20 protein-coding genes are annotated in these 23,293 nt (G+C 69.9%); 16 read left to right on the plus strand and 4 right to left on the minus strand.

Annotation, left to right across the window (positions count from 1 at the left end; all coding sequences use genetic code 11):
• Positions 1-20: 20 nt before the first annotated feature.
• Positions 21-2,090 (plus strand): penicillin-binding protein 1C, encoded by a 2,070-nt coding sequence (gene pbpC, locus A4W93_RS01240; RefSeq protein WP_085748879.1) that lies wholly within the window; start codon positions 21-23, stop codon positions 2,088-2,090.
• A gap of 100 nt (positions 2,091-2,190) precedes the next feature.
• Positions 2,191-3,393 (plus strand): alanine transaminase, encoded by a 1,203-nt coding sequence (gene alaC / locus A4W93_RS01245; RefSeq protein WP_085748880.1) that lies wholly within the window; start codon positions 2,191-2,193, stop codon positions 3,391-3,393.
• Between the two features lie 36 nt (positions 3,394-3,429).
• Here the strand turns inward: alaC and A4W93_RS01250 are convergent, their stop codons facing one another.
• Positions 3,430-3,783 (minus strand): phage holin family protein, encoded by a 354-nt coding sequence (locus tag A4W93_RS01250; protein ID WP_237357660.1) that lies wholly within the window; start codon positions 3,781-3,783, stop codon positions 3,430-3,432.
• A gap of 143 nt (positions 3,784-3,926) precedes the next feature.
• Here A4W93_RS01250 and A4W93_RS01255 point away from each other — a divergent pair, with 143 nt between their 5' ends.
• From A4W93_RS01255 to A4W93_RS01320, 14 genes are all read left to right on the plus strand, one after another.
• The gene (locus A4W93_RS01255; RefSeq protein ID WP_157131565.1) at positions 3,927-4,679 is read left to right on the plus strand and encodes an energy transducer TonB; all 753 of its coding nucleotides are present in this window, start codon (positions 3,927-3,929) and stop codon (positions 4,677-4,679) included.
• Entirely contained in the window at positions 4,676-5,461 is a 786-nt protein-coding gene (locus A4W93_RS01260) for a MotA/TolQ/ExbB proton channel family protein (protein WP_407081701.1), read from the plus strand. Before A4W93_RS01255 ends, A4W93_RS01260 begins: the two co-directional genes overlap by 4 nt.
• A 26-nt stretch (positions 5,462-5,487) precedes the next feature.
• Positions 5,488-5,907 carry an ExbD/TolR family protein gene (locus tag A4W93_RS01265; protein ID WP_085748882.1) on the plus strand — a complete coding sequence of 140 codons (420 nt, stop codon included), beginning with the start codon at positions 5,488-5,490 and terminating at the stop codon, positions 5,905-5,907.
• 3 nt (positions 5,908-5,910) lie between these two features.
• Positions 5,911-6,141, plus strand: a complete 231-nt coding sequence (gene hemP / locus A4W93_RS01270) for a hemin uptake protein HemP (RefSeq protein ID WP_085748883.1) — start codon at positions 5,911-5,913, stop codon at positions 6,139-6,141.
• Between the two features lie 85 nt (positions 6,142-6,226).
• A complete protein-coding gene (locus A4W93_RS01275) occupies positions 6,227-7,462 on the plus strand; it encodes a DUF2325 domain-containing protein (RefSeq protein WP_085748884.1) in 1,236 nt (411 codons plus the stop codon).
• Between the two features lie 24 nt (positions 7,463-7,486).
• A complete protein-coding gene (locus A4W93_RS01280; RefSeq protein WP_085748885.1) occupies positions 7,487-8,212 on the plus strand; it encodes a DUF4198 domain-containing protein in 726 nt (241 codons plus the stop codon).
• Positions 8,213-8,383: 171 nt separating this feature from the next.
• Positions 8,384-10,564 carry a TonB-dependent siderophore receptor gene (locus A4W93_RS01285; RefSeq protein ID WP_085748886.1) on the plus strand — a complete coding sequence of 727 codons (2,181 nt, stop codon included), beginning with the start codon at positions 8,384-8,386 and terminating at the stop codon, positions 10,562-10,564.
• A gap of 23 nt (positions 10,565-10,587) precedes the next feature.
• Positions 10,588-11,781 carry a PepSY-associated TM helix domain-containing protein gene (locus A4W93_RS01290; protein WP_085748887.1) on the plus strand — a complete coding sequence of 398 codons (1,194 nt, stop codon included), beginning with the start codon at positions 10,588-10,590 and terminating at the stop codon, positions 11,779-11,781.
• 15 nt (positions 11,782-11,796) lie between these two features.
• Positions 11,797-13,908 carry a TonB-dependent siderophore receptor gene (locus A4W93_RS01295; RefSeq protein ID WP_085748888.1) on the plus strand — a complete coding sequence of 704 codons (2,112 nt, stop codon included), beginning with the start codon at positions 11,797-11,799 and terminating at the stop codon, positions 13,906-13,908.
• 166 nt (positions 13,909-14,074) lie between these two features.
• Positions 14,075-14,704, plus strand: a complete 630-nt coding sequence (locus A4W93_RS01300) for a PepSY-associated TM helix domain-containing protein (RefSeq protein ID WP_085748889.1) — start codon at positions 14,075-14,077, stop codon at positions 14,702-14,704.
• 30 nt (positions 14,705-14,734) lie between these two features.
• The gene (locus A4W93_RS01305) at positions 14,735-15,250 is read left to right on the plus strand and encodes a DUF2271 domain-containing protein (protein WP_085748890.1); all 516 of its coding nucleotides are present in this window, start codon (positions 14,735-14,737) and stop codon (positions 15,248-15,250) included.
• A 31-nt stretch (positions 15,251-15,281) separates the two neighbouring features.
• On the plus strand, positions 15,282-16,136 hold the full coding sequence (locus A4W93_RS01310; protein WP_085748891.1) for a DUF4198 domain-containing protein: 855 nt from the start codon (positions 15,282-15,284) through the stop codon (positions 16,134-16,136).
• A 10-nt stretch (positions 16,137-16,146) separates the two neighbouring features.
• Positions 16,147-17,160 carry an FAD:protein FMN transferase gene (locus A4W93_RS01315; protein ID WP_085748892.1) on the plus strand — a complete coding sequence of 338 codons (1,014 nt, stop codon included), beginning with the start codon at positions 16,147-16,149 and terminating at the stop codon, positions 17,158-17,160.
• Positions 17,157-18,524, plus strand: coding sequence for a sulfite reductase subunit alpha (locus A4W93_RS01320; protein ID WP_085748893.1), 1,368 nt, complete (start codon positions 17,157-17,159; stop codon positions 18,522-18,524). The genes A4W93_RS01315 and A4W93_RS01320 overlap by 4 nt, the downstream gene beginning before the upstream one ends.
• Before the next feature lie 7 nt (positions 18,525-18,531).
• Here A4W93_RS01320 and A4W93_RS01325 read toward each other — a convergent pair whose 3' ends face one another.
• From A4W93_RS01325 to A4W93_RS01335, 3 genes are all read right to left on the minus strand, one after another.
• A complete protein-coding gene (locus A4W93_RS01325; protein WP_085748894.1) occupies positions 18,532-19,212 on the minus strand; it encodes a Fe2+-dependent dioxygenase in 681 nt (226 codons plus the stop codon).
• A 90-nt stretch (positions 19,213-19,302) separates the two neighbouring features.
• Complete coding sequence (locus A4W93_RS01330; RefSeq protein ID WP_085748895.1) at positions 19,303-21,600, minus strand: TonB-dependent siderophore receptor; 2,298 nt, start codon at positions 21,598-21,600, stop codon at positions 19,303-19,305.
• 255 nt (positions 21,601-21,855) lie between these two features.
• The gene (locus tag A4W93_RS01335; protein ID WP_085748896.1) at positions 21,856-23,292 is read right to left on the minus strand and encodes an efflux transporter outer membrane subunit; all 1,437 of its coding nucleotides are present in this window, start codon (positions 23,290-23,292) and stop codon (positions 21,856-21,858) included.
• Between the last annotated feature and the right edge of the window lies 1 nt (position 23,293).

Raw genomic sequence — 23,293 nt, forward strand, 5'->3', positions numbered from 1 at the left:
GAGTCCGTCGGGCGGCCGTGATGGTGCTGCTCGCCGCCGTGTCGGCGGCAGCCCACGCGGTGCCCGCGTTCTCCGAGGTGAAGGCGGCGTTCAAGCCGTCCGACGTGACCCTGCTCGACCGCCGCGGCGTGCCGGTGCAGACGGTGCGGGTCGACACCACCGTGCGCCGGCTCGACTGGGTGCCGCTGCAGGCGATGTCGCCGGCACTGCTGCAGGCCATCGTGCTGAGCGAGGACCGGCGCTTCCACGAACACAGCGGCGTCGACTGGGGCGCGGTGGCGCAGAGCGCGTGGGCGAATGTGTGGAACACACGCACGCGCGGGGCCTCCACGCTGACGATGCAGCTCGCGGGCCTGCTCGACGAGGACCTGGCGCGCCCCGTCGGCGGGCGCTCGATCGGCCAGAAGATGGGCCAGGCGTGGACCGCGACCCGGCTCGACGGCCGCTGGAAGAAGAGCGAGATCCTCGAGGCCTACCTGAACCTCGTGCCGTTCCGCGGCGAACTGGTGGGCATCGGCGCGCTGTCGCAGACGCTGTTCGGCAAACACCCGAGCGGGCTCGACACGCAGGAGGCCGCGATCACCGCGTCGCTGCTGCGTGGCCCCAACGCCGGAGCCGATGCGGTGGCCAAACGCGCCTGCGGCGTGCTGCAGCTGCAGAAGCAGTCGTGCACCGGCGTGGCCGCGCTCGCGTCGACCTCCTTGGTGCGGCGCGGCGGACCGGTGCTCGGCGAACAGCTGGCGCCGCACTTCGCGCGCCAGCTCGACCTCGCCCCCGGCAAGCCGGTCAAGACGACGCTCGATGCCCCGCTGCAGCGGTTCGCCCGCGACACGCTGCGCCGGCACGTCGCGTCGCTCACGTCGCGCAACGTCGAGGACGGCGCGGTGCTGGTGCTGGACAACGCGACCGGTGAGGTGCGCGCGTGGGTGGGGTCGAGCGGCGACCTGTCCGACGCGGCACAGGTGGACGGGGTCGTCGCGCGGCGCCAGCCCGGCTCCACGCTCAAGCCCTTCGTCTACGAGCTGGCGTTCGAGCGCCGGCTGCTGTCGCCCGCGAGCCTCGTCGACGACTCGCCGGCCGAGATCTCGACGCCCACGGGCCTCTACCTGCCGCAGAACTACGACCGTCAGTTCAAGGGCTGGGTCAGCGCGCGCACCGCGCTCGGCGCGAGCCTGAACGTGCCGGCCGTGCGCGTGGGCGCGCTGCTCGGCCCCGACGCGCTCGTGGGCCGCCTCGATGCGCTGGGCCTGGCGCTCGCGCACGACGGCAGCCACTACGGCCCGGCACTCGCACTCGGCAGCGCCGAGGTCACGCTGATGGCGTTGACCAACGCGTACCGGGCGCTCGCCAACGGCGGGCTGTACGCGCCGGTGGCGCTGAAGCCGCCGAAGGCCGCGCCGAAACGCGTGGCCGATGCGGCGTCGGTGTTCCTCGTCTCCGACATCCTCTCCGACAACAGCGCGCGCGTTCGCACCTTCGGCCTCGACAGCGCGCTCGTCACGCGCGGCTTCGCCGCGGTCAAGACGGGCACGAGCAAGGACATGCGCGACAACTGGTGCATCGGCTACACCGACCGCTACACGGTGGGCGTGTGGGTCGGCAACGCGAGCGGCGAGGCGATGCACGACGTGAGCGGTGTGAGCGGTGCGGCACCCGTGTGGCAGGCCGTCGTCAAACACCTGCACGAGGGCCGGCCGTCGGTGCGTCCCGCCGCACCCACGGGCGTGGTCGCTCACCGCGTGAGCCCGGGTTCCGAACCGCCGCGCGACGACTGGTACCTCGCGGGCCTGCAACCGGCGAACGACCTGTCCGCGCCGCCGGCCACCGGCCGCTTCGGCATCGTCACGCCGCGCAACGGCAGCATCTACGCGCTCGATCCCGACATTCCGCCGGCCGCGCAGCGCGTCGTGTTCGAGGGCGAACGCGGCACGTGGACCCTCAACGGCCGACGCCTGGGACAGGGCGAACGCCTCACGTGGGCGCCGTGGCCGGGGCGGCACGAGCTGTCGCTGCTGGGCGCGGGCGGGCGCATCGTGCAGACGGTCACGTTCGAGGTGCGGGGCGCGTCGCTCAAGCAGGCGAAACGCTGACACGGCGGCAGGGACTTCGGCTAGGATGGCTCCCAGCCGTGCCCCATTGCACGGCGACGTCGCTCGGACGGTTCCGGGCGCTCACGTGAAAGACCATTCCATGTCCTCTCCGGGCAAGCGCCGCTTCGCGCGCATCGATCGCCTTCCCCCCTACGTCTTCAACATCACCGCCGAGCTCAAGCTCGCGGCGCGCCGCCGAGGTGAAGACATCATCGACCTGAGCATGGGCAACCCCGACGGGGCCACGCCCGAGCACATCGTCAGGAAGCTCACCGAGACCGCCCAGCGGCCGGACACCCACGGCTACTCGGCCTCGAAGGGCATCCCGCGGCTGCGCCGGGCCATCTCGCACTGGTACCGCGACCGCTACGCCGTCGACATCGACCCCGACAGCGAGGCCATCGTCACCATCGGCTCGAAGGAAGGCCTCTCGCACCTGATGCTGGCGACGCTCGACCGCGGCGACACGGTGCTGGTGCCGGACCCGAGCTACCCGATCCACATCTACGGCGCGGTGATCGCCGGGGCCGACATCCGCTCGGTGCCGGTGGGCCCGGGCATCGACTTCTTCGGCGAGCTGGAGCGCGCCATCCGCGGCAGCTACCCGAAGCCGAAGATGATCATCCTCGGCTTCCCCAGCAACCCCACCGCGCAGTGCGTGGAGCTCGACTTCTTCGAGCGGGTCATCGCGCTCGCGCGCAAGCACGACATCTTCGTCGTGCACGACCTGGCCTACGCCGACATCGTCTACGACGGCTGGAAGGCCCCGTCGATCATGCAGGTGCCGGGCGCGAAGGACATCGCGGTGGAGTTCTTCACGCTGTCGAAGAGCTACAACATGGCGGGCTGGCGCATCGGCTTCATGGTGGGCAACGCGGACCTCGTGGGCGCGCTCGCGCGCATCAAGAGCTACCACGACTACGGCACGTTCACGCCGCTGCAGGTGGCCGCCATCGCCGCGCTCGAAGGCGACCAGCAGTGCGTGAAGGACATCGCCGCGCAGTACCAGCGCCGCCGCGACGTGCTCCACAAGGGGCTGACCGAGGCCGGCTGGGCGGTCGAGTTGCCGAAGGCGTCGATGTACATCTGGGCGAAGATCCCCGAGGCCTACCGGTCGCTCGGCTCTCTCGAGTTCGCGAAGCTGTTGCTGGAGCGGGCGAAGGTGTCGGTGTCGCCGGGGATCGGGTTCGGGGACCAGGGCGACGACCACGTGCGCTTCGCCTTGATCGAGAACGAGTCGCGCATCCGCCAGGCCGTGCGTGGCATCAAGCAGATGTTCAAGGAGGATGGTCTGACGCGGTGACGGACACCCGCCCCGGCGCCAGCCGGGGTGCCTTCTTCAGCCCTTGAAGAGGCCTTCCAGGGCGACGTCGATGATGACGCCGCACGCGCTGTAGACCAGCGACCCCAGCAGCGCCCAGCCGAAGCCTGCGACGGACAGGCCGCTCAGCAACTGCGCGGCGAAGTAGAACATCAGCGCGTTGATCACGAAGAGGAACAGCCCCAGCGTGATCAGCGTGACCGGGAGCGTGAGGATCACGAGGACCGGGCGGAGCAGGGCGTTCAGCAGCCCGAGCACCGCGGCGGCGAACAGGGCGGACCCGAAGCTCGCCACGGAAACCCCTGGCAGCACGTAGGCCACGAACAGCAGCGCGGCGGCGAGCAACACCCAACGGACGATGATCTTGACCATGGCGGCAAGCATACCTGCCCGCTATGACCGGGCGTTCGGCCATCGCCAGAAAAAATTGAGTCGAATCAAATGAGAATCGTTCTTGTTCTGTTAGACTCGTTTTTCCCGTTGTGTTGCACGCAATGGGTGTTTCTCCCGAATCCATGTCCACCACCACCCTGATGGCCGCATCCTCCACCTCCGCTCCGTCCCCGATGGCAACCGGGTCGGCGCCGCGTGTCCGGCGAAACGACGCGCTGCAACGCCGCGACGGCCTGACCAAGGGCCAGTTGCGCGCCGTCATCGCGGCCATCGCGGCCATCCACGTGGGTGGGGGCTGGGCCCTGCTGCAGATCCCCGCAGTGCGCGATGCCGTCACCGAGGCGGTGCCCATCTTCGTGAACTTCGTGCCGGCCCCCGAGCCGCCGAAGCCCGACCTGCCGCCGCCTCCCCCGCCGCCGCCGCGTCCCACGCCGCGTCCGCCGGCACCCGCGCCCATCGTGGCCGCGCCGCCGTCGCCGGCCCCCGCGCCGTTCACGGTGCCGCCGCCCCCGCCCGTTCCCGAGCCGGCCCCGGCGCCGCCCGCCCCGATCGAGGCGCCCCCCGCACCTCCGGCGCCGGCGCCGCCGGCGCGCAACCTCCCGCCGGAGGCCGCGAGGTTCGACGGTGAGCCGCGTGTCGTGTACCCGACCGCCTCGAAGCGCTTGCGCGAGGAAGGCACCGTGACCCTGCGCGTCTACATCGGCGAGGACGGTCATCCCAAGGATGTGCAGCTGTCGAAGTCCTCGGGCTTCCCGCGGCTGAACGACGCCGCCATCGAGGCCATTCGCAAGGCCCGCTTCAAACCCTACGTGGAAAACGGTCGAGCCCTTGCGGGCTGGGTGACCGTCCCCCTTGTCTTTACCCTGGAGAATTGACTGTGAACACCGAAACCGCCGCCGCGGCCTCGCAGAACGCCCTCGGCTTCGGCCACTTCATCATGCAGGCCGACTTCGTCGGCAAGGCGCTGCTGGTCATCCTGGTGCTGATGTCCATCGCCTCCTGGGCCATCATCGTGATCAAGGGCATCACGCTCGTGGCGCGCAAGCGCCGCAGCGAGTCGTTCCTCAACTTCTTCTGGAACGCGAGCTCGCTCGAGTCCGTCGAACACGAGATCACCACGCACGGCGCGAACGACCCGTTCTCGCACCTCACCATCCACGCGATCCACTCGCAGGCCCACCACGCCAAGTACGGCGCGGCCAAGCTCGAGGAGGCCGGTTCGGCCGGTGACTTCGTCACGCGCACCATCAAGAAGGTGCTCGACGAGGAAACCACCCGCCTCGAGAACGGCCTGGCCATCCTCGCGACCGTGGGCGCCACCGCCCCGTTCGTGGGCCTCTTCGGCACGGTGTGGGGTGTGTACCACGCCCTGGTCGCCATCGGCGTGAGCGGCGCGGGCACGCTGGACAAGGTCGCCGGCCCCGTGGGCGAGGCACTGATCATGACCGGCCTGGGCCTCGCCGTCGCGATCCCCGCGGTGATGGGCTACAACTGGCTCACCCGCTCGAACCGCGTGATCCTGTCGAAGCTCGACGCCTTCGCGTACGAACTTCACACCTTCGTGTCGATGGGCCAGCCGCTGGCGGCCGGCACCGACAACGCCCCGCTGCAGAACGTGCGTCCCGGCCCGGGCGCCAACCGTCCGCGCGCGGCCTGATCCGCTGAACCTCCGAGGAGCATCCCATGGCATTTGCCAGCTTCGATTCCAAAAACGCCGGCGCCCCGATGGCCGAGATCAACATGGTGCCGCTCATCGACGTGATGCTGGTGCTGCTGGTGATCTTCATCGTCACCGCGCCGCTGCTCACGCAGGCGGTGAAGCTCGACCTGCCGAAGGCGAGTTCGCAGCCGAACGTCGTGAAGGCCGAGAAGATCGAGTTCGCGATCGACGCGTCCGGCCAGCGCTTCTGGAACGGCGAGCCGGTCGACCGCGCCGAGGCCGCGCGCCGCTTCCAGGCCGAAGGGCAGAAGCAGCCGCAGCCGGAAGTGCACCTGCGCGCCGACCAGAACGCCGTGTACCGCAACGTCGCCGAGACGCTCGCGGACGCCTCGAAGGCCGGCCTGAGCAAGGTCGGCTTCATCAGCGAACCCGAGACGCCCTGAGCCATGGGCACCGAGCCGCTCCAACCTCACGCGTCGGTCCCGGGCGATGACCGCGAATCGCTGGCGATGCGCGACGTCGTGCGGGTCCCGGTGCGCAGCGTGCCCCGCTCGCCGGTGGTCTGCATCTCCAGCGAGTCGCTGCTCGCCGGCGCCAACGAGGTGCAGATCGAGCACCGGGGGGCGCTGTACCGGCTCAAGCAGACCTCGCTCGGCAAACTGATCCTGACCAAGTAGTCAGACCTCCGCACCAGCCCGCTCCAGCCAGCCCGTGCAACGCAGCAAGGACATTCCCTTTCTCGTCGCGATGGAGTCCCCGGCCATGTGTGAACCCAAACCCCCCGTCTTCACGTCGCTGGTCGCTCCCGACCTGCCGCCCGAACCGCCGCCGGCCACCGGCTCGCGGCGCAAGCGGCTGTGGGAGGTGCCCCGCACCGCGCACTGCCCGGTCGTCGGCGTGTGCCTGCCGCTCGACACGCTGCGCCGCGTCGTCAACAAGGCGCTGGGGGGCGAAACCGTCGCGGACGACTACGACCTGCACGTCGGTGTCGTCACCGAATGCGGCATGCGCAACCGCGTCTCCGAAGCGGTGCAGCGCGAGCTGGAACGCCGCTGCGCTCACGCCGTGCGCCACTTCAGCCGGGCCAAGTCGGGCGAAGCCATGATGGCCCTGTGGGACACGGCCATCCAGGCCGGTGACGTGGCCGCGCCGCTGTGGGCCGCGCTGACCCACCCGCGCTGCACGCAGGAGCTGCACGACCGCATCTGCCGCGACATCCACATGATCCAGCACCAGGCTGGCGCCACCGTGCGGGCCGACGTGCGGCAGCTCGCCGAGGTCACGCGCGAGAACCGCGAGTTGTCGCGCGAGATCGGTGAAGCCCGCGCGCGGGTCGCGCAGGCCCAGTCCGAGCGTGCCCTCGACCACGACCGCCTCGCCGCGCAGCTGATGCAGGCCCGTGCCACGGCCATCGGCAAGGACACCACCATCGAGGCCCTGCGCAACGAGAACGCGTCGCTGCGGGAATCGATGCCCGAGCTGCAGTCGCGCCTGCACCTGTCGCAGCGGGTCGCCGACCTCACGGCGCGCAACCGCACGCTGGACGCCGAGGTCGACGAACTGCGCCGCCAGCTGGCCGCCGCCGAACGCGAGGTGGACGAGGCCCGGGTCCGCGCCGAGGCCGCCGTGGCTGCCGCGCGTGCATCGGCCGACGACACGGCCGCGGTGCCGGTGCAGCTCGCCGAACGCAGCATCCTGTGTGTCGGCGGCCGCCATGCGCAGATCCCCATCTACCGCGACCTCGTCGAGCGCCACGGCGGCCGCTTCAGCCACCACGACGGTGGCATCGAGGACAACGCCCACCGGCTCGACGCGAGTCTGGCCGCGGCCGACCTCGTCATCTGCCAGACCGGCTGCCTGAGCCACAACGCCTACTGGCTGGTCAAGGACCACTGCAAGCGCACCGGCAAGCGTTGCGTCTACCTCGACCAGCCGAGTGTCGCGAGCTTCACCCGCAGCCTCGCCGCGCTGCCGGTCGAGGACACCTCCACCTCCTGATCTCCCTCACTTCGAAAGCCACCCATGCGTCTCCTTCCCGCGATCTTCGGCCTCGCCTGCATCGTCTCGCTGCCCGCGTCGGCCCACCAGATCTGGATCGAGCAGGTCAACGGCAACGCCCGGCTGTACTTCGGCGAGTTCGGCGACAACCTGCGCGAGACCTCGCCGGGCACGCTCGACAAGCTGCCGGCGGTCGAGGCGCAGGTGGTGACGCTCGAGGGCAACACGTGGCTGACGCCGAAGAAGACCGCCGACAGCTACGACCTCGGTGCGCGCATCACGCGCGGCCAGGTGCTCCTCGCCCAGGACAGCAAGTACCCGTCGTGGGAGAAGAAGGACGGCGACAAGACGATCCGCACGATCTGGGTGCCGGCCGCGCGCTTCGTGCCCGACATGGGCCCGCAGGAACCGAACCTCGCGCTCGACGTGTTCCCCACCCGGTCGTCGGGACAGTTCAAGGTCACCTACCTGAACAAGCCGCTGGCCGGCGCGAAGGTCGAGGTGGTGGCCGCCTCCGGCTGGAAGCGCGAGTTCAAGAGCGACGCCGAGGGCTTCTTCACCGTCGAGCTGCCCTGGAAGGGCCCGTGGGCGGTCGAGGTCCAGCACACCGACAAGAACCCGGGTGAACGTCCCGGTGCCTCGGGTCCCGAGAAGTACGACGTGGCGATGTTCGTCACCACGCTGACCTTCGACCAGCCCACCGGCGCGAAGCCGCCCGCACCGTTGCCGCTCGCCAAGCACGACAAGTAAGTCACGCGCCCCCCGGCGCGACGCGACACACCCCGGAATCGGCCGCCCGCCCGCGCGGCCGGCTCCGGGGTGTTGTCGTGTCCGGGGACGAAACCGATTCCATCCACCCGAGCCAGCCGACCGACGCCAGCCTTCACAAAAAAGTACCGAGAAAGAGAGAGGACCTTCTCCATGCTGTCGCTGTCGTTGTCATCCCGTCCCGCGTTCGCCCTGTGCGTGCTCGCCGCCGCCGTTTCGGGTGCCTGGGCCCAGTCCGAGGTGAAACCGCCGGAGGGCCCGGCCCAGGCCACGCTGCCCGCCGTCAAGGTGCGCTCCGCCGCGAGCGAGGAGTCGGCCACCTCGCCCGTCGCCGGCTACCGCGCCACGCGCCAGATCAGCGCGACCAAGACGGACACGCCGCTCGCCGAAACCCCGCAGTCGGTCACCGTGATCACGCGCGACCAGCTCGACGACCGGGGCGTGACGTCCATCGGGGATGCGCTGCGCTACAGCTCGGGCGTCGTGCCCTCCGCCTTCAACTACGGCGGCGACGTGTTCACCATCCGCGGCTTCGACGTCGGCGTGGCCGGGCTGTACCTCGACGGCCTGCGCGCGTTCACGAACGTGTTCTCCAGCTCCATCGAGACCTACGGTGCCGAACGCATCGAGGTCGTCCGCGGTCCGTCGTCCGTGATCTTCGGGCAGGCGACGCCGGGCGGTGTCGTCAACGTCGTCAGCAAGCGGCCGCAGGCCGAGGCCGTCAACGAATGGGGTTTCGAGATGGGCTCCCCCAGCAGCGGCCAGGTGATGGCCGACGTGGGCGGTGCGCTGACGAAGGACGGCAACCTGCTGGGCCGCGTGGTGTTCCTGGGGCGCGACGGCTCCAGCGAGTACGACTTCGTCCAGGACGACCGCCTCTACGTGGCGCCGTCGCTGACGTGGAAGCCGCTCGCCGGCACCACCCTCACGCTGCTGGGCTCGTACAACGAGGACCGCAACATGTACGTGTGGGGCAACCAGTACCGCCACATCGGCACGCCGGGCCACCCCATCGCCCCGGTCGCCGACACGTACAACTTCGCGGGCCCGGGTGCCGGCTACCACCGGGTCTCGAAGAACATCGGCTACGAGCTCGAACAGAAGTTCGATGCGGGCCTCACCCTGCGCCAGAAGCTGCGCTTCACCGACATCACCACCGACCGCCGCGAGGTGTGGGACAGCTATTTCCTGCCGATGCTGGGCCTTCAGCCGGACGGCCGCACGCTGCTGGTCCTCGGGGTCAACCGGCCCGACGCCGACCAGAGCCTGGGCGTGGACACCAACGTCGAGTGGCAGGGCCGCACCGGGGCCGTGTCGCACACGCTGCTCGCCGGCGTCGACCTGCGCCGCAACCGGATGAGCCAGGGCATCTACAGCGACCTGAACGTGCGGCCGATGGACCTCTACAACCCGGTCTACGTCGAACCCGACTGGAAGTCGTTCGGGGTCAAGGCCTACGAGTCGCACGACGAGGTGCGCAGCGCCGGCCTGTACCTGCAGGAGCAGGCGAAGTTCGGCGAACGCTGGGTGGGTCTGGCGGGCATCCGCCGCGACCGTGTCCACCAGGTCACCACCGGCAGCACCATCAACCCGGCCACGGGGGGCTACTTCGACAGCTTCACCGACGAGGTGACCTGGGACACCACCGGCCGCGTGGGCGTGGTGTACCTCGCCCCGAACGGCCTGTCGCCATACGCCAGCTACTCGACGTCGTTCGAGCCCAACATGGGCACCGACGCCTCGGGTGCCGCGTTCAAGCCGAGCCAGGGCAAGCAGTTCGAGATCGGCGCGCGCTACCAGCCGGCGAACCTGCCGCTGAACGTGCTCGCCGCGATCTACGACCTGCGCAAGACCAACGTGCCGATGTCGGCGGGTCCCACGTCGCCGTTCCAGGTGGCCGAGGGCGAGGTGCGTTCGCGCGGCGTCGAGTTCGAGGCGAACTACGAGGTGCTGCGCGGCTGGGCGCTGCTGGCCAACTACGCCTTCACCGACACCGAGTCGCTCAAGGGCGACAACGTGGGCGAGGCCACGGTCAACATCCCGCGCCATGCGGCGTCCGTCTGGACGAAGGCCCGCATCGACGCGCTCGTGCAGGGCCTGACCATCGGCGGCGGCGTGCGCTACGTGGGTGAGTCGCGCAGCTTCGACCCCGACACCATGAACCCGGCGTACACGCTGGTCGACGTGATGAGTTCGTACACGAACGGCCCGTGGACCCTCTCGGCCTCGGTCGAGAACCTCGCCGACCGACGCGTCCTCACCAACTGCACCCCGACCGTCTGCACCCTCGGGTACGGGCGCGAGATCAAGGCTCGCGCCGTGTTCCGCTGGTGATCCAACACAAGGAGCCCTGAACCATGAACGCCCGCCGCCTGAAGACCTGGGCCTGGATCCACAAGTGGTCCAGCCTCGTGTGCACCGTGTTCATGCTGCTGCTGTGCCTCACCGGCCTGCCGCTGATCTTCCATCACGAGATCGGGCACCTGCTCGGCACGGAGATCGAGGCGGCCCCGATGCCGGCGGACACGCCGAAGGCCAACCTCGACGAGGTACTGCAGGCGGCGAGGGCGTTCTTCCCCGGCAAGGTGCCGCTGTTCGGCGCGCGCGAGGAAGAGGAGGGCAACCTCTGGTTCTTCACGTTCGGCGACTCGGTCACCGACGAGAAGCCGCGCAACGTGGCGGTCGACGCGCGCACCGCGCAGGTCGTGCGCGAGAACGAGTTCACCGGCGGGTTCATGTGGGTGATGTTCAAGCTCCACGTGGACCTGTTCGCCGGCCTGCCGGGCAAGCTGTTCCTCGGGCTGATGGGCCTGCTGCTGCTCGTGGCCATCGTGTCGGGCGTGGTGCTGTACGCGCCGTTCATGCGCAAGCTCGGCTTCGGCGATGTGCGCCGCGACCGGTCCGTCCGTGTCAAGTGGCTCGACCTGCACAACCTGCTCGGCATCGTCACGCTCGTGTGGGCGCTGGTGGTGGGCGCCACCGGCATGATCAACACGTGGGCCGACCTGATGATCAAGTACTGGCAGTTCACGGAGCTGGCCCACATCCTCGAACCCTACAAGGGCAAGACCGCGCCCGCCGCCCTCGGCTCGTTCGACGCCGCGGTGAAGGGGGCGAGTGCCGCACACCCCGGCATGCGGATCGATTTCGTCGCGTTCCCCGGCACCCAGTTCTCCAGCCCGTTCCACTACGCCGTCTTCCTGCGCGGCAACGAACCGCTGACCTCCCGCCTGCTCACGCCGGTGCTGATGGACGCGGTCACCACGCAGCACCACCAGAGCGTGGACCTGCCGTGGTACCTGAAGGCGCTGCTCGTCTCGCAGCCGCTGCACTTCGGCGACTACGGCGGTGTGCCGATGAAGATCCTCTGGGCCCTGCTCGACCTCGCCACGATCGTGGTGCTCGGCAGCGGCCTCTACCTGTGGTGGGCCCGCCGGGGCCGGCCGCAGGAACTCGCGCGCGAGCTGGCCGAGGTGGCCACCGCCGCACCCCAGCCGGTTCCCTCCGCATCACCCCTCACCGAGCCAGCCCGCGCCAGCCAGGACACCTAAGAAAGAAGTACACCGATGAAACATCCCGTCCTGCCTGTCTTCACCCTCTGTGCGCTGGCCGCCGCCGTCAGTGGCGCGTGGGCCCAGTCCGCCACGGACACGCCCGCGGCCGAACCCCAGTCCACCACGCTGCCCGCCGTCAAGGTGCGTGCGGCGGCCGAAGAGTCCGCCACCGGTCCGGTGAAGGGCTTCCGCGCGAAGAACGCGCTGTCGGCCACCAAGACCGACACGCCCATCGCCGAGACGCCGCAGTCCATCACGGTGATCACGCGCGACCAGCTGGTCGACCAGGGCGTCACGAGCGTGCAGCAGGCGCTGAACTACGCGGCCGGCGTGCGCGGCGATGCCTACGGCCTCGACTCCCGCACGGACTCCGGCCGCGTGCGTGGCGCCACACCCGACGAGTACCTCGACGGCCTGCGCAAGTCGTTCAACTGGTACACGAGCCAGTTCCGCGCCGACCCGTACATGCTCGAACGCATCGAGGTGCTGCGCGGCCCGGCGGCCATGCTGTACGGTCAGGGCAGCACCGGCGGTGTGATCAACCTCGTCAGCAAGCGCCCGCAGGCCGAGCGCGTCAACGAGATCGGCGTGCAGTACGGCAGCTACAACCGCAAGCAGGTGCAGGGCGACTTCACCGGCGCCTTCACGCCCGATGGCGACTGGCTGTACCGCGTGATCGGCGTGGCACGCGATGCCGACACGCAGGTGGACCACGTCGAGGACGACCGCCTGCTGCTCGCCCCGTCGCTCACGTGGCGCCCGAACGCGGCCACGTCGGTGACCTTCCTGGGCCTGGTCCAGAAGGACCACACGGGCAGCACGTCGCAGTTCCTGCCCTGGTCCGGCATCCTCACGCCCAACCCGAACGGCCGCCTGCCCACCGACCGCTTCATCGGTGAACCCGATTGGGACCGGTATGACACCGAACGGGCGTCGATCGGCTGGAACGCCGAGCACCGCTTCAGCGACGCGTGGACGTTCCGCCAGAACGCCCGCTACTCGCAGAACAAGGTGGACTACCGCCAGCACTACGCGAACTCGTTCAGCAGCGACCCCACCTTCGGCGATCCGGCCGACCCGACCGAGCGCATCGTCCAGCGCTACGCGGATGCCGGGATCACCAAGGTGAAGATGATCCAGTTCGACCAGAACGTCGAGGGCCGTCTCGCCACCGGCAGTGTCGATCACACCGTGCTGGCCGGCTTCGACTTCACGCGTGGCACGACCACCGGCGAGGCCGGTGCGCTGTATCCCGGCACCGCCACGAACATCGACGCGTACAACCCGGTCTACGGCAACTACGTGGTCCCGACGCTGTCGCCCATCAACAAGGAAACGATCGAGCAAGGCGGCCTGTACCTCCAGGACCAGCTGAAGTGGGGCAAGCTGATCGGCCTCGTGGGTCTCCGCTACGACACCGCCCGCAACAGGACGCAGAACGAGGCCACCGAACGCGATGAAGCGCTGACCAAGCGCCTCGGCGTGATGTACGAGGTGGCCGACGGCCTGCGTCCGTTCGTCAGCTACAGCGAGTCGTTCACGCCGCAGGCCAACCGCGACGGCGTCAGCTTCGATCCGCTGCGCGGCAAGCAGTGGGAACTGGGCGTGAAGTACGAACCCGCGAACGCCGGCTTCGCGCTGGGTGCCACCGCCTACGAACTGAACGAGACGAACCGGGTCGCGGGTTACACCGTGGCGGACTTCCGCCAGCTCGACGACACCAAGACCAAGGGCTTCGAGCTCGAGGCCCGTGGTTCGGTCACGAAGGCACTGGACCTGGTCGCGTTCTACAACTACACGCACGTCGACGACCAGATCGAAGGCCTGCCCGCCCGCCAGGCCGGGGTGTGGGGCACGTACCGCTTCGCCGTGGCCGGCATCACCGGCCTGAGTGCCGGTGCAGGCCTGCGCTACCTCAGCGCGTTCCACGATGGCGTGGCGCCGGAGGTGCCGGCGGTGACCCTGCTGGATGCGATGGTGGCCTGGGACAGCGGCAACTGGCGCGCGGCCCTCAACATCACCAACGTCACGGACAAGATCTACGTGTCCACCTGCCTGAACCGCGGTGACTGCTGGTGGGGCAGCCGCCGGAACGCGATCGCGAGCGTGACGTACCGCTTCTGATCCCGGCGCGCTGAACCCGGGGGGCCCGGCCGCGCCGCGAGGCGCGCCGGGCCCTGCCGCTTTCACAGTCTTTCCTCATTTCAGTTGAGATTGATTCTCATCTGAAGATACACTTCCCCGACACGATTGCCCGCCGACGCCACGCGAATCCGGCTTCTGGGATCCGATGGACACGACGAACCACACTCAACGGCGGGCCTACTGGCTCAAGACACTCCACCAGTGGCACTGGATCAGTTCGGCCCTGTGCCTGCTGGGCATGCTGCTCTTCAGCGTCACCGGCATCACGCTCAACCACGCGGGACAGATCGAGGCGAAGCCGCGGGTGACGACCCGCACCGCCGAACTGCCCGAGGCCGAGCGGGCCACGCTGGCCGCGGCGCCCGATGCGAAGGACTCGCCGCTGCCCGTGGACGTGCGGCGCTGGGCCGCGAAGGCCCTCGCCGTCGACGTGCCGGCCGACGCGGCCGTGGACTGGTCGCCCGAGGAAGCCTACGTCGCGCTGCCGCGCCCGGGCGGCGACGCCTGGCTGCGCATCGACCGCACGAGCGGCGAGGCCGAATACGAACTCACGGACCGCGGCTGGGTCTCCTATTTCAACGACCTGCACAAGGGGCGCCACACGGGCACCGCCTGGAGCTGGTTCATCGACATCTTCGCGGCGGCAGCACTGCTCTTCTCGATCACGGGCCTCTTCATCCTGAAGATGCACGCGGCCAACCGGCCCACCACGTGGCCCATCGTGGGCCTCGGCATCGTGATCCCCGTCGTGCTGGCGCTGCTCTTCATCCACTGAATCACCACTTCCCTCCCACGAGGACTTCCCATGCGAATGCGCTACACCGTTGCCATGACCGCCGTGATGGGCGTGCCGTCCGTGTTCGCGGCCGACCTGACCGTGAAGGTCGAGATCCCGCGCCTCACCGTCGCCGAGTACCACCGTCCCTACACCGCGCTGTGGATCGAGAAGGCCGACCAGTCGTTCGCCGCGAACCTGTCGGTCTGGTACGACCTGAAGATGAAGAACAACGAGGGCACCAAGTGGCTCAAGGACATGCGCCAGTGGTGGCGCAAGAGCGGCCGCGAGCTGCAGATGCCCGTCGACGGCCTGAGCGGCGCCACGCGCGCGCCCGGTGAACACACGCTGACGTTCGGAGGTGCCAAGTCGCCGCTCGACAAGCTGCCGGCCGGCGAATACGCCGTGGTGGTCGAGGCCGCCCGCGAGGTCGGCGGCCGCGAGCTGGTGCGTGTGCCGTTCACGTGGCCGCCCACCGCCGCGCAATCGAACCAGGCCAAGGGCGAACACGAACTCGGCGCCGTCTCGGTCGCCGTCAAGCCCTGATCGATCCGTTCTCCCACCCGAGGAACAAGACATGAACCACCTGATCTCCCGCGCCGCCGCCCCGATCGCCCTGGCCCTCGCCGCGCTGCTGCCCCTGTCCGCCCAGGCCCACCGCGGCTGGATGCTGCCGTCGGCCACCGTGCTCTCGGGCAACGACCCGTGGGTCACGGTCGACGCCGCGATCTCGAACGACCTCTTCTACTTCGAGCACAACGCGATGAAGCTCGACGGCCTGCTGGCGTTCGCGCCGGACGGCTCGAAGGCCACGCCCGAGAACCTCGCCACCGGCAAGTACCGCAGCACCTTCGACCTGAAGCTCGTGCAGAAGGGCACGTACAAGCTCGCGATGGTCAACGACGGCCTGATGGCCAGCTGGAAGGTGGGCGGCGAGAACAAGCGCGCCCGCGGCACCGCCGAGTCGCTCGCGAAGGAGATCCCCGCGAACGCCGAAGGCCTCAGCGTTTCGCGCAACCAGTCGCGCCTGGAAGTGTTCGTCACGTCGGGCAAGCCCACCGACACCGTGCTCAAGCCCACCAACCAGGGCCTGGAGCTCGCGCCCATCACCCACCCGAACGACCTGTTCGCCGGTGACACCGCCTCGTTCCGCTTCCTGCTCGACGGCAAGCCGGCGGCCGACGTCGAGGTCACCGTGATCCCCGGCGGCGTGCGCCACCGCGACGCGCTCGGCGAGATCAAGGTGCGCACCGATGCGGAGGGCAAGTTCAGCGTCAAGTGGCCGTCGGCCGGCTTCTACTGGCTGAGCGCCACGCACGGCGCCGCGCAGCGTCCGGCTCCGGGCGCGGCACCGGCGGGTCCCGCCGGCACGCTGGACAAGCCGGCGCGCCGCGCGAGCTACTCGACCACGCTCGAGGTGCTGCCGCAGTGACGATCGCACGATGAGGCGTGTCCTCGTCCCTGCCGACATCGACCCCGCGGGCCCGGCCCTCGGCGGGCACCTGCACCTGGTGCAGGGGCGGACGATGGGCACGACCTGGTCGGTGCGGTTCGTCGGCCCGGCAGACGCCGACCTGGCCGCGCGTTCGCGTGGCATCCAGGCGGTGCTCGACGCCGTGGTCGCCGAGATGAGCACGTGGGAGGCGGGGTCCGACCTCTCGCGCTTCAACCGCGCGCCCGCCGGCCACTGGCAGACGCTGCCGCCCGATTGCTTCGAGGTGCTGTCCTGCGGCCTCGACGTCGCACGGCGCAGCGGCGGGGCCTGTGATCCCACCGCCGGACGCCTGGTGGACCTGTGGGGTTTCGGTCCCGAAGGCCGCCACGACCAGCCCGGCTTCCAGCCTCCCACCGAGGCGGACGTGCGGGCCGCGCGCGAGGCGAGCGGGTGGACCCGCCTCGAGATCGGCGCCGCGTCGCGCCGCGTGCGCCAGCCCGGCGGGCTGTCGCTCGATTTCTCCGGCATCGCGAAGGGCTTCGGCGTCGACCAGGTCGCGCGCCACCTGCTGCGCCTCGGCGTGCGCGACCACCTCGTCGAGGTGGGCGGTGAACTGCGTGGTGCGGGCGTCAAGCCCGATGGGTCGCCGTGGTGGGTCGACCTCGAGGTGCCGCCCGTTTTCGCGGCGTCGCTGGAGGCCACGCGGGTCGCGCTGCACGGCCTCTCGGTCGCGACCTCGGGTGATTACCGCCGCCACTACGAGCGGGACGGCGTCCGCCACGCCCACACCATCGACCCGCGTGACGGCCGGCCCGTGCGCCATGGCGTGGTGTCGGTGACGGTGCTGCACCGCGACTGCCTGTGGGCCGACGCATGGTCCACGGCGCTGACGGTGCTGGGCGCCGACGCGGGCCTCCCGCTCGCCGACACCGAAGGCCTGGCGGCGCACTGGATCGAACGGGGCGCCGACGGACAACCGGTGGAACGCTGGAGCCGCGCGTTCGAGGACCTGATGACATGAGCGTCTTCGAATGGGGAAGCGCCGCGGCGCGCCAGGGGGCCGCGGCCGCCGTGGTGCTGTTCTGGCTGCTGCTGTGCATCTCGATCGCCCGGGCGCAGCGGCGTGCCCGGCAGGGTGTGGTGCAGGCCGCGGCCGGTTCGGGCGTGCCGGTGCTGGTGGCCTACGCCAGCCAGACCGGTTTCGCCGAACAGGTCGCGCGCCAGACGGCCGATCTGCTGCACACCGCCGGCGTGCCGTCGCGGCTGCTGGCGCTGTCGAGTGTCACGGCCGACGACCTCGCCGCCGCCGAGCGGGCGCTGTTCATCGTCAGCACCTGCGGCGAAGGCGACCCGCCCGACAACGCCGCGGCATTCGTGCGCCGCGTGATGACCGACGGGCGCACGCTGCCGAACCTCCACCATGGTGTGCTGGCGCTGGGCGACAGCGAGTACCGCCACTTCTGCGGCTTCGGCCGCTCGCTCGACGGCTGGCTCGCCGGCACCGGCGCGTCGCCGCTCTTCGAACGCATCGAGGTCGACAACGCCAACGAGGCCGCGATGGCCGAGTGGCATCACCGGCTGAGCCATCTCGCCGGCACGAGCGACCTGCCCGACTGGCAGGCGCCGGCCTGGGAGCCGTGGCGCCTGCTCGCACGCGAGCACCTGAACCCGGGCAGCGCCGGCGGGCCCACGTTCCACCTGGAACTCGCGCCGTCGTCCGGTGTGGCGGCCGACTGGCGCTCGGGCGACCTCGTGCAGGTGCGGGCCCCGGCCGATCCCTCGCGTCCGCGCGAGTACTCGATCGCCTCGATCGCGGCCGACGGCCGCGTGCACCTGCTCGTGCGCCAGGAGCGGCACCCCGACGGGTCGCTCGGCGTGGCCTCGGGCTGGCTCACCGAACAGGCCGAGGTGGGCGCTTCGATCGACCTGCGGCTGCGGCCGCACGCGAACTTCCAGCTGGGCGACAACGCCACGCGGCCGCTGATCCTCGTGGGCAACGGCACCGGCCTGGCCGGCTTGCGGGGCCACCTGCGCGCGCGTGCGGCGGCCGGCGCGGGCCGTTGCTGGCTCGTGTTCGGTGAACGCCAGGGCGCGTTCGACGCGTACTACCGCGACGAGATCGAGGGCTGGCTCTCGAGCGGCGTGCTGGCCCGCGCCGACCTCGTGTTCTCGCGCGACACGCCGCAGAAGGCCTACGTGCAGGACCGCCTGCGCGAGGCCGCGGCCGACGTGAAGGCCTGGCTCGACGACGGCGCCGCGGTGTACGTGTGCGGCAGCCTGCAGGGCATGGCCGGCGGCGTGGACGCCGCGCTCACGGAGATCGCCGGGGCCGACGGCGTGGCGCGGTTGATGGACGGCGGGCGCTACCGCCGCGACGTGTACTGACGACGGGTCAGACGTCGCTCCATTGGCGGAGCAGGTTGTGATAGTGGCCGGTGAGGCCCACGATCTCGGGGCCGTCGCCCACGCGTTGCCGCAGCGACTGGATGTTGCGGTCCAGTTCGAACAGCATCGAGCGGCGCCAGTCGTCGCGCACCATGCTCTGCACCCAGAAGAACGAACACACCCGCGCGCCGCGGGTGACAGGCTCGACCCGGTGCACGCTCGAGGCCGGGTAGACGATCAGGTCGCCGGCCGGCAGCTTGACCTCGTGGGTGCCGTAGCTGTCCACCACCACCAGCTCGCCGCCGTCGTACTCCTCGGGCTGCGTGAGGAACAGCGTGCACGAGATGTCGGTGCGCAGGCGCAGGTTCGTGCCGGGCACCGAACGCACCGACCCGTCGATGTGGTCGCCGTAGTGTTCGCCGCCTTCGTAGCGGTTGAAGAGGGGCGGCACGGTGCGCAGCGGCAGCGCGGCCGAGAAGTACAGCGGCTGCGCGGCGAGCGCGTTCAGCACGATGGCGCCCAGTTCCCGCGACACCGGCGACGACTCGGGCAGCTGCCGGTTGCGCTTCACGAGCGCGCCTTGCGGGCCCACCGTCTCGCGTCCGTCGACCCAGTCGGTGGCATCGAGGCGGCGGCGCAGGTCCGCGACCTGGTCGAGTGTCAGGACGTTGGGGACATGCAGCATCATGGTCGTGGACTCCAGTGAAAAGGCCCCTTCCGGGGAAGGGGCCTCCAGTGTCGCACCGCCGGGTGGGGCGGTGCCTTGCGCGCGGTCAGGTCAGAAGCGCAGGTTGGCCGTCAGCGACGCCGCGCGCGGCGTGCCGAGGGTGTAGCGCGAACCGCCGCTGTTCATGCTCTGCATGTAGAACTTGTCGGTCAGGTTGTAGATGTTCAGCTGGAGCGACAGGTTCTTCGTCACGTCGTACGTGGCCATCGCGTCGAGCACCCAGTAGTCGGGCAGCGTGTCGAGGCCGGCGCCGGTCGAGGCGTTGTTGATCGCCTCGGCGTTGCTGTTGCGCTTGGCCTCGCCCTGGTAGCGGGCGCCACCGCCGATCGTCAGGCCCATCGGCAGGCGGTAGGTGGTCCACGACGTGAACGCGACCTTCGGCGACCACGGCAGCGGCTGGCCCGCCTGGTTGGCGTTGTTGGTCACTTCGACTTCGGTGTCCATCAGCGCGAGGCCGGCGCTCACCTGCCAGGCCGACGTCAGCATGCCGGACGTGGCCAGCTCGATGCCGTCCACCCGCTTCTTGCCGAGCGACGTGATGCCCGTGACCGCGTCGGTCGCGACGACGTCGTTCTTGTTGATGGCGCGGTAGATCGCGGCGGTGACCGCGAGGCGGTTGTCCAGCAGCTCCCACTTCGTGCCGAGCTCGATGTTCGTGGCCTTCGAGGGGTCGACGTTCGGGTTGTTGTTGCTGGTGCCGGACGAGCTCAGCGTGCCGCCGTCACTGCCGGGCGGGCGCTCGGCCGTGCCGTAGGCGATGTAGACGCTGCCGTTCGTGGCCGGCTTCCACAGCGCGCCGAGCTTCCAGGTCGACAGCAGGTCACCCTTGCCGAGCGGCTGGGCACCCGTGGCTTCGTAGGTGGTGCGGTAGCGGTCGAGACGCAGGCCGCCGTTCAGGCGGAAGGCCTCGCTGACCTTCAGGGTGTCGAAGGCGTAGAGGCCCACGGTGGTGGTTTCACCGGTGCCACGGCCGGTGGCCACGGGAATGTTCAACGAGACGTTGGGGTTCGGGTTGTACAGGTTGGCCGCGGGCGCGGTGGTGGTGCCGAACGAGGACGACGACTGACGCTCCTGCATGAACTCGAGGCCGGACACGACGGAGTGCTGCATGCCACCGGCTTCGAAGTCCGCGTTGACGCTCGTCTGGTTCGTCAGGATCAGGTTCTCCTGGTCCTTGGCCTGGCGGCTGCGCGAGACGACCCAGCTGTTCGGGTTGCCGAAGGTCACGCCGGCCGGCGGTGGGGTCACGGTGCCGTTGGTCGCGGTGGTCGAGTTGCCGATGTTGACCGCGTTGACGCCGGTCAGCACGTACTTCTGTTCCGTGCGGCCGAAGCGCGAGACGTTGCGCACGACGACCCCCGGCTTCAGGTCATGCTCGAAGCGGGCCGTGAACATGTCGGCCTTGATGCGGTTGTAGTCGCCGGTGCTGCCGTAGAAGTTGCTGCTGTCCGGTGCGGCCAGCGAGGTCACGCCAGCGGGGTCCATCACGGTGTGGTGGTCGGCGCTGTAGCGGTAGCCGGGCAGGCCGAACGTGGGCACGCCGCCGTCGGGCACGTTGTCCTGGTCCATGTGGAGGTAGTACAGGAACACGCGCGTCGGGGTGCCGAGGCCCAGGGCCAGCGACGGTGCGAAGCCCCACGATTCGTTCTTCACCTCGTCACGGCCGTCGACGCCGTTGTTCTGCGCCATCACGTTCAGGCGCAGCGCGGTGCCCGAGCCCAGGGCCGGCACGGCGCGGTTCAGGTCGGCGGTGACGCGCTTGCGGTCGGCGGTGCCGAGCGTGATCGAGCCGGCGTTCAGCTCCTCGAGCGTCGGGAGTTTCGTCGCGAGGTTGATGTAGCCGGTGGGGGAGCCGCGGCCGATGTCGGCGCCGGCCGGGCCCTTCACGACTTCCACCTGCTCCAGGTTGAACACGTCGCGGCTGATGGAGCCAACGTCGCGGATGCCGTCCACGAAGATGCTGTTCTGCGTGTCGAAGCCGCGCATGAAGATCGAGTCACCGGTCTGCGTGTTGCCGTTCTCGCCCATCTGGAACGTGATGCCGGGCGTGTTGCGCAGGGCCTCGGACAGCGTCGTGCCGCCCTGTTCCTGGATCAGTTCCTTCTTGATCACCGTGATGGTCTGCGGCGTGTCCACCAGGGGCTGGTTGAGCTTGGGCGACACCGACTTGTCCGCCTTGTAGTCGTTCTCGACGGCGGCCTTGACCTTGACCGCCGGCAGGGCGGAGGTGGGTTCCGAGGCCTGGGCCATCGCGAGCGCGGGGGCCATCAGGGCCAGGGCGGCGGTGGTGTGGGTCAGCCGCGAGGGCAGGGGACGGGCCGCATGCTTGCGGCTGATGATGTGAGCCATGGCTCTTTCTCCAACGACGTTGATGATCTTTTTTGTGGGACCGGCAACGTGGGGGAGAGGGCTCAACGCAGCGTGCCGATCGAAGGAGAAGTGGCGGCGGCTGCTTTTCCGAAGCTGCGGATGATAAGTATTCTCATTTCAATTCGTCAAGAAGAGCGTCAAGAATGTGTCGCAATTGACACATGAGGGCCGGGACGCCGGTGGACGAAAAAAAGCCCCGCGGGAGTGGGGCTTCGGTAGGAGGCGGGGTGAGTGTCAGCGCGACGCGCGCGCCGCCGTCGGATCGCTGGCGGGCATTTCCCAGCCGCCGCCGAGCGCCTTGAACAGGTCGACCGACGCCCCGAGGCGCGCCTGCACCACGAGCGCGAGTTCGTTCTCCGCGGTGAACAGCGCACGCTGCGCGTCCAGCAGCGTGCTGAGCGTGGCCGTGCCTTCGCGCAGCTGCACCTCCGACAGCCGCAGCGACCGCGCCGCTTCGTCGCGGATCACCTCGCGCGTCTTCTGCTGTTCGCGGAAGCGGCCCACGTTCGCGAGCGCATCGTCGACCTCCTTCAGCGCGGCATGCACGTCGCGACGGTAGGCCTCGACGAGCGCCCGGCGGGAGGACTCGTTGACCTCGACCTGGTTCTGCTTGCTGTCCGCATCGAACAGCGAGCGCAGCACCGACGCGGTGATGCCGACGCTGAAGGCGGGGTTCGACAGCGTCAGCAGCGAGTCGCTCGCGAGCCCGGCCGCGCCCGACAGCGAGATCGTGGGCAGCAGCGCCGCACGGGCCGCCGCCACGTTGGCGTCGGCCGCGGCGAGCGACGCCTCGGCGCTGGCGATGTCGGGGCGGCGGGTGAGCAGTGTCGACGGTAGCCCGGCCGCCGGCTCCGGCACCGAGATGGCGCTGAAGTCCATGGCCGCCACCGTCATGCCTTGCGGCGGACGGCCGAGCAGGATGGCCAGTGCGCTGAGCGATTGCCGTTCGGCCACCTCCAGCGGCAGGATGGTGGCCCGCTGCGACAGCACCGTCGTGCGCTGCTGGCTCACGTCGAGCGCCGAGGCCACGCCGTTCCGGTAGCGGGCCTCGACGATGCTGAACAGCTTCTCGGCGATCGCGAGGTTGCGGCGGGTGACGTCGAGCTGGATGCGGGCGGCGACCACCTGGAAGTACGCGTTGGCCACGCCCGTCGTCAGCGAGAGGCGCGCCGTCTCGAGGTCGTACCGGCTGCCGCGCAGCGAGGCGCGGGCGCTTTCGTTGACGGCGGCCACACGACCCCACAGGTCGATCTCGTAGTTGATGCCGATGGTGGCGCTGGTGGCGTCGCGCGTGACGCCGGCCTCGCCGCGGGTGCGGCTGTACTGCGAGCCCATGTCGGCGCCCACGCTCACCTGCGGGTACAGCGACGAGCCGGCGAGCCGAGCCGACAGCTCGGCCTGGGTCACGCGTTCGGCGGCGATGCGCAGGTCGGGGCTGCCGGCCTGGGCTTCGTCGATCAGGCGGGCGAGTTCGTCGGAACCGAAACCGCGCCACCAGTCGCGTTCGACGGCGCGGTCGGCCGCGTTCGCGAACGAGGCCTCGGCCCAGGTTCCCGGCAGCGCGAGGTCGGGGCGGGTGGTGGCGATGGGTGTGGCGCAGGCGGCGAGCGCGGCGGCCGCGGCCAGCGCGAGGAGGCGATGGCGCCAGGGGAACGAAGAGGAATGGGTCATG

Origin of the sequence: Piscinibacter gummiphilus, from assembly GCF_002116905.1 — a bacterium.
Classification (GTDB): domain Bacteria; phylum Pseudomonadota; class Gammaproteobacteria; order Burkholderiales; family Burkholderiaceae_C; genus Rhizobacter; species Rhizobacter gummiphilus.

What these genes read in the sequence shown, in the direction of transcription:
- A4W93_RS01280 (WP_085748885.1), top strand. Translation starts at nt 7,487, where the DNA reads ATGCGTCTCCTTCCCGCGATCTTCGGCCTCGCCTGCATCGTCTCGCTG.
- A4W93_RS01300 (WP_085748889.1), top strand. Translation starts at nt 14,075, where the DNA reads ATGGACACGACGAACCACACTCAACGGCGGGCCTACTGGCTCAAGACA.
- pbpC (WP_085748879.1), top strand. Translation starts at nt 21, where the DNA reads ATGGTGCTGCTCGCCGCCGTGTCGGCGGCAGCCCACGCGGTGCCCGCG.
- alaC (WP_085748880.1), top strand. Translation starts at nt 2,191, where the DNA reads ATGTCCTCTCCGGGCAAGCGCCGCTTCGCGCGCATCGATCGCCTTCCC.
- A4W93_RS01320 (WP_085748893.1), top strand. Translation starts at nt 17,157, where the DNA reads ATGAGCGTCTTCGAATGGGGAAGCGCCGCGGCGCGCCAGGGGGCCGCG.
- A4W93_RS01325 (WP_085748894.1), bottom strand. Translation starts at nt 19,212, where the DNA reads ATGATGCTGCATGTCCCCAACGTCCTGACACTCGACCAGGTCGCGGAC.
- A4W93_RS01265 (WP_085748882.1), top strand. Translation starts at nt 5,488, where the DNA reads ATGGCATTTGCCAGCTTCGATTCCAAAAACGCCGGCGCCCCGATGGCC.
- A4W93_RS01335 (WP_085748896.1), bottom strand. Translation starts at nt 23,292, where the DNA reads ATGACCCATTCCTCTTCGTTCCCCTGGCGCCATCGCCTCCTCGCGCTG.
- A4W93_RS01250 (WP_237357660.1), bottom strand. Translation starts at nt 3,783, where the DNA reads ATGGTCAAGATCATCGTCCGTTGGGTGTTGCTCGCCGCCGCGCTGCTG.
- A4W93_RS01295 (WP_085748888.1), top strand. Translation starts at nt 11,797, where the DNA reads ATGAAACATCCCGTCCTGCCTGTCTTCACCCTCTGTGCGCTGGCCGCC.
- A4W93_RS01275 (WP_085748884.1), top strand. Translation starts at nt 6,227, where the DNA reads ATGTGTGAACCCAAACCCCCCGTCTTCACGTCGCTGGTCGCTCCCGAC.
- A4W93_RS01315 (WP_085748892.1), top strand. Translation starts at nt 16,147, where the DNA reads ATGAGGCGTGTCCTCGTCCCTGCCGACATCGACCCCGCGGGCCCGGCC.
- A4W93_RS01305 (WP_085748890.1), top strand. Translation starts at nt 14,735, where the DNA reads ATGCGAATGCGCTACACCGTTGCCATGACCGCCGTGATGGGCGTGCCG.
- A4W93_RS01290 (WP_085748887.1), top strand. Translation starts at nt 10,588, where the DNA reads ATGAACGCCCGCCGCCTGAAGACCTGGGCCTGGATCCACAAGTGGTCC.
- A4W93_RS01330 (WP_085748895.1), bottom strand. Translation starts at nt 21,600, where the DNA reads ATGGCTCACATCATCAGCCGCAAGCATGCGGCCCGTCCCCTGCCCTCG.
- A4W93_RS01285 (WP_085748886.1), top strand. Translation starts at nt 8,384, where the DNA reads ATGCTGTCGCTGTCGTTGTCATCCCGTCCCGCGTTCGCCCTGTGCGTG.
- A4W93_RS01310 (WP_085748891.1), top strand. Translation starts at nt 15,282, where the DNA reads ATGAACCACCTGATCTCCCGCGCCGCCGCCCCGATCGCCCTGGCCCTC.
- hemP (WP_085748883.1), top strand. Translation starts at nt 5,911, where the DNA reads ATGGGCACCGAGCCGCTCCAACCTCACGCGTCGGTCCCGGGCGATGAC.
- A4W93_RS01255 (WP_157131565.1), top strand. Translation starts at nt 3,927, where the DNA reads ATGTCCACCACCACCCTGATGGCCGCATCCTCCACCTCCGCTCCGTCC.